Origin of the sequence: Rouxiella aceris (assembly GCF_012933545.1) — a bacterium.
GTDB classification, from domain to species: domain Bacteria; phylum Pseudomonadota; class Gammaproteobacteria; order Enterobacterales; family Enterobacteriaceae; genus Rouxiella; species Rouxiella aceris.
Window position 1 is genome coordinate 1 of record NZ_JAADJU010000017.1, and the last position, 15,649, is coordinate 15,649.

The 15,649-nt window shown below is 49.7% G+C and carries 11 protein-coding genes and 1 pseudogene; 7 read left to right on the forward strand and 5 right to left on the reverse strand.

Annotated elements, in window-relative coordinates:
* Positions 1-120: 120 nt before the first annotated feature.
* The 6 genes and pseudogenes from GW590_RS23055 to GW590_RS23085 all read left to right on the forward strand — a co-directional run.
* A pseudogene (locus GW590_RS23055) lies at positions 121-516 on the forward strand (hypothetical protein); the annotation flags it as partial.
* Positions 513-3,995 carry an ImcF-related family protein gene (locus tag GW590_RS23060; RefSeq protein ID WP_169405429.1) on the forward strand — a complete coding sequence of 1,161 codons (3,483 nt, stop codon included), beginning with the start codon at positions 513-515 and terminating at the stop codon, positions 3,993-3,995. The pseudogene GW590_RS23055 and the gene GW590_RS23060, both read left to right, overlap by 4 nt.
* 193 nt (positions 3,996-4,188) lie before the next feature.
* Positions 4,189-4,890: a hypothetical protein gene (locus GW590_RS23065; RefSeq protein WP_169405430.1), complete on the forward strand. Its 702-nt coding sequence runs from the start codon at positions 4,189-4,191 to the stop codon at positions 4,888-4,890.
* Positions 4,887-5,513 (forward strand): hypothetical protein, encoded by a 627-nt coding sequence (locus GW590_RS23070; protein ID WP_235956019.1) that lies wholly within the window; start codon positions 4,887-4,889, stop codon positions 5,511-5,513. The genes GW590_RS23065 and GW590_RS23070 overlap by 4 nt, the downstream gene beginning before the upstream one ends.
* A 311-nt stretch (positions 5,514-5,824) precedes the next feature.
* Positions 5,825-6,601 carry a hypothetical protein gene (locus tag GW590_RS23080; protein WP_169405432.1) on the forward strand — a complete coding sequence of 259 codons (777 nt, stop codon included), beginning with the start codon at positions 5,825-5,827 and terminating at the stop codon, positions 6,599-6,601.
* Positions 6,602-6,768: 167 nt separating this feature from the next.
* Positions 6,769-7,185, forward strand: coding sequence for a hypothetical protein (locus GW590_RS23085; protein ID WP_169405428.1), 417 nt, complete (start codon positions 6,769-6,771; stop codon positions 7,183-7,185).
* A 761-nt stretch (positions 7,186-7,946) separates the two neighbouring features.
* Here GW590_RS23085 and GW590_RS23090 read toward each other — a convergent pair.
* The 3 genes from GW590_RS23090 to exaC all read right to left on the reverse strand — a co-directional run bounded on the left by GW590_RS23090 (position 7,947) and on the right by exaC (position 11,246).
* Entirely contained in the window at positions 7,947-8,417 is a 471-nt protein-coding gene (locus GW590_RS23090) for a hypothetical protein (protein ID WP_169405433.1), read from the reverse strand.
* Positions 8,418-8,672: 255 nt separating this feature from the next.
* Positions 8,673-9,698, reverse strand: coding sequence for an alcohol dehydrogenase AdhP (gene adhP, locus GW590_RS23095; RefSeq protein ID WP_169405434.1), 1,026 nt, complete (start codon positions 9,696-9,698; stop codon positions 8,673-8,675).
* Positions 9,699-9,725: 27 nt separating this feature from the next.
* Positions 9,726-11,246 carry an acetaldehyde dehydrogenase ExaC gene (gene exaC / locus GW590_RS23100; protein WP_169405435.1) on the reverse strand — a complete coding sequence of 507 codons (1,521 nt, stop codon included), beginning with the start codon at positions 11,244-11,246 and terminating at the stop codon, positions 9,726-9,728.
* A gap of 287 nt (positions 11,247-11,533) precedes the next feature.
* Here exaC and GW590_RS23105 point away from each other — a divergent pair, with 287 nt between their 5' ends.
* A complete protein-coding gene (locus GW590_RS23105; protein WP_169405436.1) occupies positions 11,534-13,312 on the forward strand; it encodes a sigma-54-dependent Fis family transcriptional regulator in 1,779 nt (592 codons plus the stop codon).
* Between the two features lie 6 nt (positions 13,313-13,318).
* On the opposite strand, the gene GW590_RS23110 is transcribed toward GW590_RS23105, so the two are convergent.
* Both GW590_RS23110 and GW590_RS23115 read right to left on the reverse strand, forming a co-directional pair.
* Positions 13,319-14,323: an aldo/keto reductase gene (locus tag GW590_RS23110; RefSeq protein ID WP_169405437.1), complete on the reverse strand. Its 1,005-nt coding sequence runs from the start codon at positions 14,321-14,323 to the stop codon at positions 13,319-13,321.
* A 631-nt stretch (positions 14,324-14,954) separates the two neighbouring features.
* Positions 14,955-15,575 (reverse strand): class I SAM-dependent DNA methyltransferase, encoded by a 621-nt coding sequence (locus GW590_RS23115; RefSeq protein WP_169405438.1) that lies wholly within the window; start codon positions 15,573-15,575, stop codon positions 14,955-14,957.
* Between the last annotated feature and the right edge of the window lie 74 nt (positions 15,576-15,649).

Genomic DNA, 15,649 nt, shown 5'->3' on the forward strand with positions numbered 1-15,649 from the left:
GTTCCAACAACATTCTGACAGCGCGCTCACGCAGTTCAGGGGGATAGCGTTTGGCGTATTGTGATTTCATTTGGGATCTCCTGTTACTGAAAGTTTAGTCTCCAAGAAACCCGGGGCGGTTCACTTGAACCTGTCGCGTTGCTGCACCGGCCAGATGCTGCCCCGTCAGGTGAACTGAGCGAGGGGATGAACATGGCCGCCTATAACGTTCCGCTCAAAGAAAATATCGTGAAAAATTTATGGCTTGCCGGACTCACTGATGAGCAGCTCGCAGAAGTGATTGGGTGCCAGAATGCACATCCTGCACAGTCTGTAGCGGACGACGCTGTCATTTCACTCGATATGTCCATGGGACATGCCGGAGCCGCAGCCCCCTGGCTGGCCATCGCTGCCGCCACTGAAATTGCCCGACAAACACAGTCACCACAGATGATTATCTGCGGTGATACCACGCAGAATGTGCTGTGGAGCACGCTCATTACCCCGATTGCTTCCCGACAGGAGATGGATCCGTGAAGCTACCCTTAGTACCGAAGACTACGGAAGGCCGCTATCTTGCTGTCGCATCGATTGTATTTTTACTGTTAGCCGTGACGACGTTCATGGTCTGGAAGCATCCGGATCTTGCCGGGCTTGAGGCCGGTAGTCAGCAGCAAATTTATTGGCTTATTGCTAGCGGCTGTATGACGGTTTGTACATTTATCGTATCGGTTGTGCTTCTGGCGGCGGTAAGCGGTGCCGGCAAACAGGAGTTTAATGCTCTCGTCGACGGGACCAGCGGTGATGACGAGAAGAAGAAAAGGGAAAATGAAAACACCCCTGTCTCTCCGGCTATTGTGATCTGTGGAAAGATACGTGCTCACCTGCGTTCGCGTATGGGTCTTTACTGGCGTGGCAAAGTCCGCCTGTTGTTGATTACGGGCGACGAAGCCGCGATTGATCAACTTCTTCCTGGCCTGCAACAACAGCAGTGGCTCGAAGGTAACCGTACTGTTCTGATTTACGGCGGGAGTCTGACCACTGAGCCGGATAAGGACAAATACACCGAGCTGCGCAAGCTACGTCGTGGACGCCCACTGGACGGTATTGTACGTGTCATGCCTCAGTCGCTTAACCTGACACCACAAATCAGTGACAACGATTTACGCGGGCTGGAAAAAATCAGCGAACTGCTGCGTTATTCTGCCCCCGTCTGGCTGTGGCAACTGTGCGACAGCCAGTGGTCGCAAGCGAAGCGCCCTGAGCAGGCGGTAGGGGCAAGCTTTCCTCTGCGCGCAAAAGAAGACGATATTATCCGTCAGCTTGAGTTGATACTGCCGACCCTGAGGACGCAGGGTGTGAACCAGGTTGCGGAGAACAACAGTCACGACTTCCTGCTGCGCCTGGGGCAGCGCCTTAAAGACGGCGGTATCGCCCGTTGGGCTCAGCAACTGTTGCCATGGCTCTCAGTTTCCCAACAACGTATTCCGCTGCGTGGCCTGATGTTCAGCTTGCCGGAGAATAAAGCCGCTGACACGTCAGAGGGAACTGTCGGTGCTGCATCTGACGACGCTAAGAAATATGTTCCGGAATCACAACGCCATGCACTGACCCTGCCGTTGACCTGGCAGGGGATCATTGACGACTGCACCCGCGTACGTGGCCACCGTGTCGGTATGGCCTGGGAGCAGACGCTGGCCTGGACGCTGATGACCATTATTGGTGTCTGGGGGGCGGGAATGCTGCTGTCGTTTATGTTTAACCGGTCACAGATCGTCTCCGTCGCCGACCAGGCGCATGCCCTGGTGGGACATCCTTCCGTCTCGGATTACCAACTGACGGCACTGCATACTCTACGCAATGATGCCGGCCGGCTGCAGCACCGTACTCAGGAAGGTGCCCCCTGGTACCAGCGCTTCGGTCTGGACCATAATCAGCAACTGCTCGATGCGATGCTGCCCTGGTATGGCGTGGCGAACAACCGCCTGATACGTGACCCGGCAAATGCCGCCCTGACGCAGAAGCTCAGCGCGCTGGCCAACTCAACCCCCAACAGCGACCAGCGTGCACAACTGGCGAAACCAGGGTATGACCAGCTGAAAGCCTGGCTGATGATGGCCCATCCGGATAAAGCCGACGGCGCGTATTACGCGCAGACCCTGAAAGCCGTACAGCCGACACGAATGGACATCTCAACCGGCCTGTGGCAAAGCCTGTCGCCGGATTTGTGGGCCTTCTACATCTCCGAACTACCAAAGCAGCCACAGTGGAAAATCACGCTGGACGCGCAGCTGGTCAGCCAGAGTCGCCAGGTGCTGTTGCAGCAGATTGGACGGCGCAATGCCGAAAGCACGCTGTATGAGAACATGCTCAAATCTGTGCGACGTAACTTTGCCGATGTGTCTCTGGAAGACATGACCAGTGGTACCGATGCGCGGCGGCTGTTTACCACCGAGGAGGTGGTGCCAGGCATGTTTACCCGCCAGGCCTGGGAAGGGGGCATTCAGCAGGCTATCGAAAAGGCCGCAAGTTCCCGCCGGGATGAAATCGACTGGGTGCTGAGCGACAGCCGTAAGGCGGTGTCTGCTGACCTGTCACCGGAAGCGCTGAAAGCCCGTCTGATCCAGCGTTATTTCACCGATTTTGCCGGCAGTTGGCTGAGCTTCCTCAACAGCCTGCGCCTTAATCCGGCCAACAATATTGCCGATGTGACGGACCAGCTGACCCTGATGAGCGACGTGCGCCAGTCACCCCTGATTGCCCTGATGAATACCCTCGCCTGGCAGGGGCAGACAGGACAGCAAAGCGAAGGCCTTTCCGATTCTATAATCAAATCAGCTAAGGACCTGGTCGGCGGAAAAAATAAATCGGTGATTGACCAGTCCGTGTCAGGCCCACAGGGGCCGCTGGATGAAACCTTTGGTCCGCTGCTTCAGCTTCTGGGGAAAAACAAAGGCAACAGCGTCATGTCGGCTGACAACTCCCTGAGCCTGCAGACCTATCTGACCCGTATCACCCGCGTACGTCTGCGCCTGCAACAGGTGGCCAGTGCCTCCGACCCGCAGGAGATGATGCAGACCCTGGCGCAGACCGTATTCCAGGGCAAAAGCGTGGACCTGACCGACACTCAACAGTACGGCAGTCTGATTTCGGCAAGCCTTGGCGAAGAGTGGAGCGGTTTTGGCAGCACGATGTTTGTTCAGCCCCTGACCCAGGCCTGGGAGACCGTGCTTCAGCCCTCGGCGGCGAGCCTGAATGACAAATGGAGTCGCTCCGTGGTGGCTAACTGGCACACCGCGTTCGACGGACGTTTTCCGTTTACCGTCAGCAAAAGTGATGCATCTTTGCCGATGCTGGCTGAATTTGTGCGCAAGGACAGCGGACGTATTGAGCGTTTCCTGACCAAAGAGCTCAGCGGAGTGTTGCACAAAGAGGGTAGCCAGTGGGTGGCGGATAAGGTCAACAGCCAGGGGCTGAGCTTTAACCCGGCCTTCCTGCAGGCGATTAACCAACTTAGCCAACTGTCGGATATTCTGTTTACCGACGGCAGTCAGGGCATCAGCTTTGAGCTGCAGGCGCGTCCTGTACCGCAAGTGGTGGAAACCCAACTGACCATTGACGGGCAGAAGCTGCACTATTTCAATCAGATGACCGACTGGCAGTCTTTCCGCTGGCCGGGAGAGACGTATAAGCCGGGAACCCTGCTGACCTGGACCACGATTAACGCCGGAGCGCGTCTGTTCGGGGACTACAGCGGGACCTGGGGCTTTATTCGCTGGCTGGATGATGGCAAGCGGCAGCAGCTTGACCGCAGTCAGTGGATGATGAGCTTCACCGCACCGGACGGTCGCACCCTGCGGTGGGTACTGCGCTCACAACTGGGCAGCGGTCCCCTGGCGTTACTGGCACTGCGCGGCTTCACGCTGCCGGACCAGATATTCAGCGTCGACAGCGCGGCCACCGCTCAGGCGCTGACGGGCAACACGGGAAACAGTGACATGGACGGAGTCGAATAATGAGCACTCTGCAGAATCTGGTTACCGCCTTTCAGGCGGACAAATAAGGCGCTCGTGAATTTGATGCATCTGAGGTTACACGACGAATAAACCCAGGTCGTGGTGGTTTTTAACAGTTAGATGGCCAGCTTTTATTCATGCTTGGCATGCAATAAATGATGAGACAAATCCGCCTGAAGACTACAGGCCAATAATGTATACTAAATATTTTGTTTTAATCATCCTTTTTATTTGTAATTTCACCATTGCAGACATTATTCCTAAAACAAACGTACCTACTAGTTTCAATAGTGATAACTATATAGTAATCGAAATTAATGAAAATTCGTCTATCGCTTACAATACGGTTGAATCCAGCGGTTGCAGTGATATAAGATTTAAAGAGCATGCGCCCACTCTTAACAATATTGGCGGAGAGGGTAGTATTTCCATTGGCAAATTCCCTGTCAACAGTTGGGTCTGTTTATCATCCGATAGTGTTTACAGTGACGGATATAACAGAAATATGAAGGAGCGGGTTATTTATTCGATAAGTAAATCCCTATGGGTCAAAGTTAATAATAAAATGGCTGACATAGTTCCTTCAGATCAAGATGGGCCTTACAAACCATTAGAGTTATACAATATTAAAGCAAAGAATGCTAAAGGATATGCTGTTTTTGATAAGAATCTGACTAAAGATGATAAGGGTACTTATAAAAATGCAGGGGAACTGATTAACTTTTGCTTAGTTCAAGATTCTACCTATAGCGCTCTTTGTGGTTATGGGAGTCTTGCCACAGATAGCGGTCAAATCCCTTATGTGCTAAAGGCTCTTGAAAGTATGGAAATAGGTCTGAATAATAAAGTGAATGATAAGTTACTAAATAACTCTGACAGGTCTACGTCTAAATGAATGCATTGATAATAGTTTTTATTAGTGCTAGCCCTTTCGCTATAGCCTCTGCTCAAGTGGCTAAAGCTGAGGATGCTTCAGTAATTAGAGCGCTGTCCTCAGACTCTAACGCAGAGATTTCTTCGTCATCAAGTTTTGATGCGTGTAATGTGCATTTTAGTGATTATAAGTTCCCTGAATTGTGCGAGGCTGAGTACTTCGAAAAAAAAACACCAATAGCAGAATGGAGTTGCTTATATTCTGGGGAAGCCTTTGAAGCGGGATATGATGCACAGCAAGTTAACAATGAAGGTATTAGTGTTAGTGGTGCTGATAATAAAATAATTTACGATTACAAGAATAAAGTATGGAAATCAGTCCCAGATGCAACGTATGTAAATGGTGGAAAAAATAATCATCTGTCACTAGTCCAGCTTAAAAGTAAAAATGCATCTGGTTTTATGGCGATTAATAGAATGACAGAACTTAAGGATGGAAGTGTAGGTGAGAGCGTTTATTTCTGTTTGATACATGATAACAATGCTCTATGTGGTTCTGGGGTTAATTCTTCGGGTGTTGAGGGTGAAGATCTACCTAAAGATGCATTGAAACTGCTTGAGAGCATTTCATTTGATGATAACTAACGAAATTAAAAAATCATCACCATTATTTACATTGCAAATGACTCTGTGCTGCAGTTGAAAACACTTACAATTGCAGGCATGAAGGATGGTAAGCCGAACGATGAGGTCATCTATTTAAGTAAGGGGAATAAGACAACTATTAAAAAATAAACATGGATTATCATAGTTACATTGAATTCACTCGTTAGCCCCTGCAGTGGAAAATCATTGCAAGTATTTTTTTGTACAAATAAAACAGCATTTTTGCTTAAAAATGCGTGAGCTATTGATCGTAAAAACTGCTTTGTGTGTTTACTTAAATTGGAGTTGGTATGAATAAAATTAGTAAAGTCGTTTGGGTTGGGCTGCTTGTCAATATTGCCTGGTTCGGCGTGGTGTGGTACGGCATGGTATCAGTACAAGATGTATATGACGAATTAAGTTATTCAGACAGGAAGTTTTTCGATATTTTTTCGTATCTGAAGATCCCATTTTGTATCAGTATTGCTATGCAGATAATCAGTCTTCCAGTGTTATTTAAATTGCCAAAAGTGAGCAAGGCACTTGCCTTTATTGGTTCATTACTTATGCTGCCTGTTAGCTTGATATTTATCATCGGTTATTTGATCAGCGCTGAAAAACATTGCAATAATGGCCTGGCGGTTTACGTTGCAGGCGAAAGTAACAAGCCCGACAGTGAACTGAATTTCGCCACCTCAAAGTTTGCGATGCAGGGAATTCTGTTCATTGTTATTGGCACAGTTTTGGTGTTTGTGGGCGTTAGCACAGGCTGGTTAGTGGCCTGCGCGGGCGTGGTGGCACTGTCAAACTCAATTCGTTTAAAAAAACACATTATGGTCGGTTTATTACAGGACAAACTTATTATTACTCCTGGAATATATTCCGATACCTGTCTGGTTCCTCTAAGCGATATCATCCTCATTAAGGAAGACAAAAAAGTCTTCAAACTGCACATTCGATCGGCTGGTGTCGACAGGAAATGCACATTCCGCAAAAATATGATTGAAGAAGAAAATTATCAGCCAGCGCTGGAAGATATCATCTCAAAACTTGCCCGGCAGAATAGCAGTGAATCAGTAAAGGAATAGCATCGCTGCTATTCATCTTCTGTGCCGGAAGACAAGGCATATGCACTTTTCTAGCAGGCCGGGTATCAGTCAGGTATTTCACAACCCGTTTTCTCTTGACCGGGAGTGGGGCACAGGTTATTGATCATTGGCTCGACCATCACATTTGCAGCGAGGCTGTATTGCTTGTGGTGTCCTGGCAGTATGCGCCCGGTAGTACACCACTGTCTGCTGAAGCGGTAAGTGGCGTGCTGCTGGGCAACAGGCTGACGCAGAATATTCTCCCACCGCTGGCTTTCCTCCATCGCCCGGAGGCAGGACAGGGAACATCACTGGGTTCCTTAGCGGCTGAGAAGGCGAAAGATCTTTGGTTGAGCTGTGTTGAGGCAGAGACCGACGAATACGTTGCGCTGATGAAAGCCATTGATGGGACGGGTCTGGACAGTGTCGACCGACGTTCAGGTTTCCACAATTTCAATGATTTTTTGGGGGATCCCAGCAATGCCGCACTCTGGGTTGAATTCCTGATTGGCGGCAGTGCGTTTTCGGTTCCGGGTATGACTCTGCATTACGCGCAGCGGAGCATCCAATTTACGTCTATTTGAAAATATGCCATTCTTTTTGCAGTAATCAATCGCATGTTTCCAGTCAAGTAGTAGCAATGGAAGAAGTGTTGGAAACTAACGAAAGAAACGAGAAGGAGGTCAGAAATTCTAACTATTGATTTATCTACGTGTGAAAGTGATAGATGAAGTAAAGGACCTTGGTAATCAATTTAACATAATATACATTATGCGCACCAATATAGAATCAGGCAGAATCCGGCGTTTTGTGGGCATCGTTGGCCTGGTCGTTAATGGCTTCATTGGTTTTCCAGGCATCACGTTGGCGGCGTGCTCGCTCCAGGTCGTACTCAATAGAGGCTAAGTACGTTGTAATGTGCGCTTTGGGCTAAGTTAAGATATCCGCCACAGAGTGTCATTTCATAGGGATTCATCGCATGGCGGCAACCGCAGCGGAGTTTTTCACGTTGGACGAAGTTAACCGACATAAAATTATTTAGAACATTATGGATCGCCACCTGGCTGACTAGACTACGCAGATGGCCAGTTGAAACGGCTACAGCATAACTGTTATCGGGATTTACAGGATAAGTTCAAGATAAAACCCCTTGCGGGACTATTTAACCTTGCAAGCCCCATTGCTCATAGAAGGATTAACCGTGTGAACGGCCGTGAGATGAGCACGACGGCGTGGGATTTCCTCTACGGGGCCACCTGATGACACAACACTAGTTCTTCCTTCATCAATGGCACGGTTTATCGCTTCGATGCGCTCAGCCTGGCGAGCACGATATTGCTCAAGCCTACTCATAGAATTTTGGCGTTCGTAAGACATTTGCCCTTCCCTCTGGTTCAAGTCCAACCTCTATGGTTGAACCTTTGTGTTTCTTCATCATGACAAATCGGCAGTAAACGCTTGATAGTTTCAGATCTGCTGGGGCAAAAGTATAAAGCCCGACATTAAAGGTAGTATAGTGGTCAATAATTATGCTTTCAACGCATTTGAGGACTCTGGTACCAGCACCAGCTGGAAGTTCTTCGACTCGTCTAAACGGCGTTCTACACAGGCGGTTCGCTTTCGTGTCAAACGTAACGTCAAAGTGCTTGGCGTATTCTGGAAGCCTGAAACCTTCAGGAAATTCGACCGCCGAATCCCACGGGTTTTCGTCAGTTATCTGAGTGAAATACACTTCATAATCAACCCCTGCCACCACAAATCTCGCGGCCTGCTGACGCGGATGGCCGTATGGAGCAAACTCATCGAAATTAGTCATGATTCAGAATGTTCAGTCCTTTTGACTTACTTCTCTGATGACATTTAAGCATGGGTCAGAAGCTGGGAAAAGACGGCCCGGCAGGAACTGCGATTTCCGTCCAGATGCGAGTATTAATGTTGCAAAACAGACAGATACTTTGCGATAGATACCCGAGTTTTTGACCAGCAAGTCAATAAAAAAGACAGGTATAATAGTGGAAGCTATACCTGTCCTGATAATTTAAAGACCTACATTTAGAGGCAGTGACTATAACTACAACGCAAGATCAACCACAATACGGCCTTCAATTTTACCGGCATGCATACGAGCAAAAATATCGTTGATATTGCTCAGCGGTTCAACGGCAATATTGGCGGCGACTTTATGCCGTCCGGCAAAATCGAGTGCTTCTTGCAGATCTTTGCGGGTACCGACAATCGAGCCGCGCACGGTAATACCATCGAGCACCATATTAAAGATCGACAGATCAAACTTGCCCGGCGGCAGACCGTTTAGCACCATGGTGCCGCCGCGCCGCAGGGTACCAATTGCCTGTTCGAAGGCTTTCGGCGATACGGCGGTGACCAATACGCCATGAGCACCGGCAAAACTTTCATGAAACACTTTTGCCGGATCGACATTTCTGGCATTGGCCACCACGCTGGCGCCCAGCCGTTTGGCAAAAGCCAGCTTGTCATCATCAATATCGACGGCCGCCACATTAAGACCCATAGCCACCGCATACTGAATGGCCAAATGTCCCAGCCCCCCTATACCAGAAACCACCACCCAGTCGCCCGGTTTGGTCTCGGTCATTTTCAGACCTTTATAAACCGTGACCCCTGCGCAGAGTATTGGCGCGATTTCATGATAACCAACGTTTTCCGGCAGAATGCCCACATAATTGGCATCAGCAAGGCAGTATTCTGCAAAAGTGCCATTAACCGAGTAACCGGCATTTTGCTGCGAATGGCATAAGGTTTCCCATTTGTCGAGACAGTGTTCGCAATGGCCACAGGCGGAGTATAACCAGGGAACGCCCACGCGATCCCCCTCCTTGATATGCTTTACGCCCTCGCCTACTGCTACCACATATCCCACTCCTTCATGACCGGGAATAAACGGCGGTTGTGGTTTTACCGGCCAGTCGCCCTCAGCCGCATGTAAATCGGTGTGGCAAATACCGGTGGCAACAATCTTTACCAACAGCTGTCCGGGTCCGACCTCGGGAATGGGTACCTGCTCAATGACCAAAGGTTTGCCAAAGGCTTTTACTACCGCGGCTTTCATCGTTTTCATCTTATCGCTCCTTAACAGATAACAGGCTTAGAACAGCCCTAACGGTGCAGTGTCGTAACTCACCAACAGGTTTTTGGTTTGCTGATACTGGTTTAACGCCATTTTATGGGTTTCACGGCCGACGCCCGACTGCTTGTAGCCGCCAAAGGCCGCATGTGCCGGGTAGATATGGTAGCAGTTGGTCCAGACGCGACCGGCTTTAATGCCGCGCCCCATGCGATAAGCCAGATTGCTGTCGCAAGTCCAGACACCGGCACCGAGGCCAAACTGTGTCTGATTGGCAATCGCCAGTGCTTCTGCCTCATTTTTAAAGGTGGTTATGCCAATCACCGGCCCAAAAATTTCTTCCTGGAAGCAGCGCATCTGGTTGTCACCCTTAATCAGCGTTGGCTGAATGTAGTAGCCAGTATCCAGTTCCGGGGTAATAACCGCACGCTCGCCACCGGTCAGGATCTGTCCCCCTTCCAGACGAGCGATATCAATATAAGAGAGGATTTTGTCAAACTGTTGACGCGAAGCCTGCGCACCGATCATGGTGTCGGTATCCAGCGGATCGCCACGGCGAATGGTGGCAACCTTGGCCATCACTCGTTCCATAAATGGCCCGTAAATAGATTCCTGGATCAGCGCTCGTGATGGACAGGTACAGACTTCGCCCTGGTTAAAGAAGCCCAGCACCAGGCCTTCAACTGCTTTCTCGATAAAATCCGACTCGGCATTCATCACATCAGCAAAATAGATATTCGGTGACTTGCCGCCCAGCTCGACGGTGCAAGGAATAATGTTCTCGGCGGCACAGGCCATAATATGGCGTCCCACCGGCGTTGAGCCGGTAAAGGCGATTTTGGCGATACGTTTGCTGGTTGCCAGCGCCTCGCCTGCTTCACGGCCAAAGCCCTGCACCACATTAAGCACGCCTGCCGGGAAGATATCGCCAATTATTTCCATTAATAAGGTGATACCCAGCGGTGTTTGCTCTGCCGGTTTCAGCACTACACAGTTACCGGCAGCCAATGCTGGTGCCAGTTTCCATGCGGCCATCAGCAGCGGGAAGTTCCAGGGAATAATTTGCCCGACAACACCCAATGGTTCGTGGAAATGATAAGCCACGGTTTTTTCATCGATCTCGGCGGCGCTGCCTTCCTGTGCCCGCAGGCAACCAGCAAAATAACGGAAGTGATCCACCGCCAGCGGCAGGTCGGCATTGAGGGTTTCGCGGATAGGTTTACCGTTATCCCAACTTTCTGCCACGGCAAGATATTCCAGGTTGGCCTCGATACGATCGGCCACCTGCAGCAGCAAGTTGGAACGATGTTGTACGCTGGTTCTTCCCCAGGCATCGGCGGCACGATGAGCCGCATCCAGGGCTGCGTCAATATCCCGGGCATCAGATCGTGGAAACTGGGCAATATCACTGCCATTGACCGGCGAAGTGTTCATAAAATATTGACCGCTTAGCGGTTCAATAAATTTACCATCAATAAAGTTACCGTAGGCGGCTTTAAAAGAGACTAAAGCGTCGGTGGTTCCGGGATGTGCGTATCGCATGGCAAACTCCTTATGTAGGGTACCGCTATCAGATGACTGACAACCGCCACAGCACCTCGTCTTGGGGGTTTTACGGTTGCAATATTGTTAATGCAGCGGTCGTGCCAAATTTTCCATTTTGATACCTATGTTTTAATAGTCATATTTATCAAATAAATAGCCAGTGGCTAATATTTTGTATCGCATTAAGCAATAGAGAATTCGCCATTTGTGTTGCAAATCGCAACATATACAAAATGTCATGGCTACAATGTTGCAACACTTCAACTATCGCCATGAGGTTACCTATGCAGGGAAATTCGTCAGCGACCAGCACATCTCCAATCACGCCTAATCCGCTACTGAGTGACTCCTGGTTTCGCAGCCAGCTCTACGGTTTAGACCGTATGGCCGACGATTTTCCACGTATTCGACAAGGTGAACTGGCCGATCTGTTGGCAAATAATGCCGCCTTACAGCAATTCGCCCAGCCAGTGGTCAAACGGCTGGCGGAGAAAATTGTCGATAAACAGTCGGTAGTGGTGCTGTCGGAGGCCAGCGGCTTGTTATTAAATACCGTCGGCGAGATGCAGGCCCTGCAAAAAGCCCAGCGCCATGCTCTGATCCCCGGTAATTTATGGAGTGAATGCGGACGCGGCACCAATGCCATAGGTACAGCATTGGCAATTGATGATGGCTGTGAGATCTACGGACAGCAACACTATCTCACCAGCAATCAGGGGCTTTACTGCGCCGCCATGCCGTTACAAGCACCGAATGGCCAGATTGCCGGCGTGCTGGATATTTCCGGACCGGCACATCACGCCCATCCTTTTACCCTGGCCTGGGTAAAAGAAGCGGCAAAACAAATCGAATATCTGTGGGTAAAGCAGAGTTTGCATGCGGATCAGTGGCTAATGAGTCTGCATCAACAAGTGCAGGGTCTCGATCACCTCGATGAGTTGCTGCTGATTTTTTCCGATAATATTTTGACGGCTGCTAACCGACAGGCAATGCGCGAGCTGGATCTCACTGCCAATCAATTGGGTACACTGACTTTCCAACAACTGTTTCCACAGAGTACGCAACAAGCCAACCGGGTGCCGCAACCTCTGGTTACCCGCGATCAACAGCGCTATTTTTTTCAATTACATGCACCCGCAAGAAGTCACTTTTCGTCAGCGACAACCAAGCACACGGCCGATCTCTCGTTTTCACTGCGCGGTGACGCAGATAAAATGGTGCGCTTGCTCGATGCCGGTGTCTCGCTGTGTATTCATGGTGAAACCGGCAGCGGTAAAGAGTATGTCAGTCGCGCGCTGCATCAACGCAGTCAGTGGCAAGCTGGCAAATTTGTGGCTATCAACTGCGCGGCTATTCCCGAATCGCTGATTGAGTCCGAGCTTTTTGGCTATCAGCCGGGCGCCTTTACCGGGGCCAGTAAAACTGGCTATATCGGTAAAATTCGCGAGGCCGATGGTGGCGTGCTGTTTCTGGATGAAATTGGCGATATGCCGTTGCCGTTGCAAACCCGTTTGCTGCGCGTGTTGCAAGAAAAAGAGGTCGCTCCGCTCGGTTCCAGCCGAAGCTGGCCGGTGAATTTTGCCGTGATTTGCGCCACCCACCGCGATCTTGCTCAGTTGGTGGCTGCCGGGCAATTCCGTGAAGATCTTCTCTATCGTTTGCAGGAGTTTTCGCTAACCATTCCGCCATTGCGTGAATGGCCTGCTCTGCCCAGTTTTATTATCCGTCTATGGCAGGAACTTGGCGGGGAACGGCGGGGGATCCAACTGGCACCCGGGCTACAGGACGCGTTAGCCAGGCATTCATGGCCAGGAAATGTGCGGCAACTGCGTAGTTTACTGAAAGTTCTGCTGGCGCTGGCAGATGATAATGAAATTCTCGACCGCGAGAAATTACCCTATCCGCTAGAAGATAGCCAACCACGCCCGGCTTTGCAGCAGCATGACCATCGGCTGATTGCCGAAACGCTGCAACATTTTAACGGTAATATCAGTAAGACCGCGCAGTCTCTGGGTGTTGCGCGCAGTACGCTTTACCGGCGTGCCGCGCGCGAAAAACGTTAATGGCTATTAACGGATAAGACGACCTTCCACCGGATAGCCGGGATCGGTGTAACCTGCTGTCGAGGCATGACCGGGGGCAACCAGTGAGTTGATAAAATCTTCGTCTTCACGAGTAAGTGTAAAGTCCAGACTCTGCATATAACTATCCCAATGGGCTTCGGTCCGCGGTCCGACAATGGCCGAGGAGATATACTGGTTGTTGAGCACCCAGGCAATGGCAAAAGCGATGGAGTTTGTGCCGCGATCGGCTGCATAGTCAGCAATCTTCTGCGCAATTGCAATAGATTCCTGGCGCCATTCGGTTTGCTGGATACGAAGGTCGCCACGCCCTGCCCGACTATCTGCCGGTGGCGGAGTTTCAGCGCGATATTTACCGGTAAGTACACCGCGAGCCAGTGGGCTATAAGGCACAATCCCCAGACCGTAATGGGCCGCTGACGGGATCTGTTCGACCTCTGATTTACGGTCGACAATATTGTATAACGGCTCGCTGACCACCGGGCGTTCAATACCCAGTTGATCGGCAATACGGCACATTTCGGCGATGCGCCAACCCGAGAAATTTGACACACCGTAGTAGCGAATTTTCCCCTGGTTAATCAGTTCTCCCATCGCGCGCACCCCCTCTTCCAGCGGTAAATCCAGCAACGCCCGGTGAAAATAGAGGATATCAATATAGTCTGTATCCAGCCTTTTGAGACTGGCTTCTACCGATTGGCGGATCCATTTTCTCGACTGGCCAAACTGATTGGGACCGCTGGCAAACGGGAAACCGAACTTAGTGGCAATCACCCAATCGTCACGATTAGCGGCCACGGCCTTGCCGACCACCTCTTCTGATTTACCGCCATAATAAACATCTGCGGTATCAATAAAATTGATACCCTGTTCCCCGGCCTTGGCAATAATGCGTTTTGAGGTTTGCAGATCGGTTTCACCGCCAAACATCATGGCACCGAGGCACAGCGGAGAGACTTTTAAGCCGCTGCGGCCCAGATTCTTGTAGTTCATATTGACTCCCATCAAAGGTTTTTTATCAGCCAGCAGGGTTGCCCCGCTTAGCGTGAATGCATCGGCATAGAGTGCAGGCCTTAGATACTCTCATTCAGGGATCAATTGATAAATAGCTAATAATGCATGCATATATGAATATAATTCACCAATAATGGTTATCTCATTGAATAACATAAATAAATGGGTTCAATACTATTAATGAGAAAACTGCATAAATTATTGCTATATTTATGTTTTTATTTGATAAATAATCATCACTAAGGGCATAGCGTTAAGACGCACTGAACAGCTAACAAAACAGGGATAAAAGAAACACAATCAGCATGGCAATGAGGATAAATCCAATTACCGACCCAATTGCCGCCAAGGCTACGCCATAAAAATAAGTAGCGATAACGATGCCCAATATTAACGCCATAACCATTGGGATATAGATCAGGAAAATATATTTAGCCTGGGTTTTTAAGCATTTTTTTATAAAATTAACCATGGTTATTGCCTCCCATTGTTAATGATATTTGCCAGCTCATTAAACCGAGGGATCCTTATCTGCTGGTATTGCCTGTTCATATTAAATCCTTTTAAATTCCTATGGTTAATTGCTTTCCCATAGTAGCAAAAACCGCTCCTAACTCAAATTAATTGCATCATATTTAGCCAGCCAGATCGTCTGTAAACCACATTCCGGATCTTCGACCTGCATATCAATGACGCTAAAACCATGCTGATGTAATAGCTGCCGGTACTCCTCCGGGGCCAGGCTGGCGTGGTAAAGCGGCTGATTTTCAAACGTGCCAATCGCTTCGCCGTCTGCCGGTCCACTGGTAAACATCAGGATGGCATTGACCCTGGCATGGCATTGAAAAATATCAAACATCCGACGCTGATCGTCGCGCTTAAGGTGGAAGAAACTGTTCCAGGCCAGCAGCCCGTCAAACTTGTCTGGCAGCGCAAGCTGTCGCATATCGGCCACTTGCCAATGGTGGTGTGGAAAGCGTTGGCGGCAAAGGTTAATCATCGATGGCGAAGCGTCAATGCCGCAGAAATCATGGTTCTGCGCAATCAGATATTCGGCGACCGGTTTACCGGCGCCACAGCCAATATCAAGAATTTTTCCGTGTGGGATCATGGCGTGACGAAATTTATCCAGCCACTTCTGCTCATAGAAATGGTGCTGCCTGACGTTATCCCAGGCAGCGGCGTGGTGTTCATAGAGATCAATAATGTTCTCGGCACTGGGATGATCCATCGGGAATTCCTGTTGAGAATAAGTGACGGTGTAACATCTATGGCAACCAGCCAGGGATCACCGTCTTCAAGGCA